At 65.2% G+C, this 333-nt stretch carries 1 protein-coding gene; it reads left to right on the top strand.

Going from position 1 to position 333, the window contains the following annotated elements; genetic code table 11:
* Positions 1-70 precede the first annotated feature (70 nt).
* Positions 71-333, top strand: a 263-nt coding sequence (locus tag AC2A1E_RS24420) for an Ig-like domain-containing protein (RefSeq protein WP_484385909.1), incomplete at its 3' end; no start/stop codon positions are given.

The following is a 333-nucleotide window of genomic DNA, read 5'->3' as shown; positions in this document are numbered from 1 at the left end:
TACCCCGAGTGAGCCGCTGGACAACGGCGAGCATAACCTGAGCACCACCGTGACCGATCCGGCCGGCAACGTGAGTGAGCCAAGCCCGGGCGTGAACATCGTGGTGGACGACACCCCGGTACTGGTTCAACTGGGCTCCGTCAACGACAACGTGGGGCCGAACACGGGCAACCTGCAACCGGGCGAGGTGACGGACGATGCACGTCCAGAACTGAACGGCAGCGGCAAGCCGGGCAGCACAGTGACCGTGAAAGACGGTGAGACCGTGCTGGGCAGCACCACCGTGAAGCCGGACGGCAGCTGGAGCTTTACGCCAGAGACCGACCTGGGCGA

This window comes from Serratia sp. HNCC26DJ206 (genome assembly GCF_057180605.1).
The sequence above is the reverse complement of the archived record's forward strand: the minus strand, read 5'-3'. Positions and strand labels throughout refer to the sequence as shown.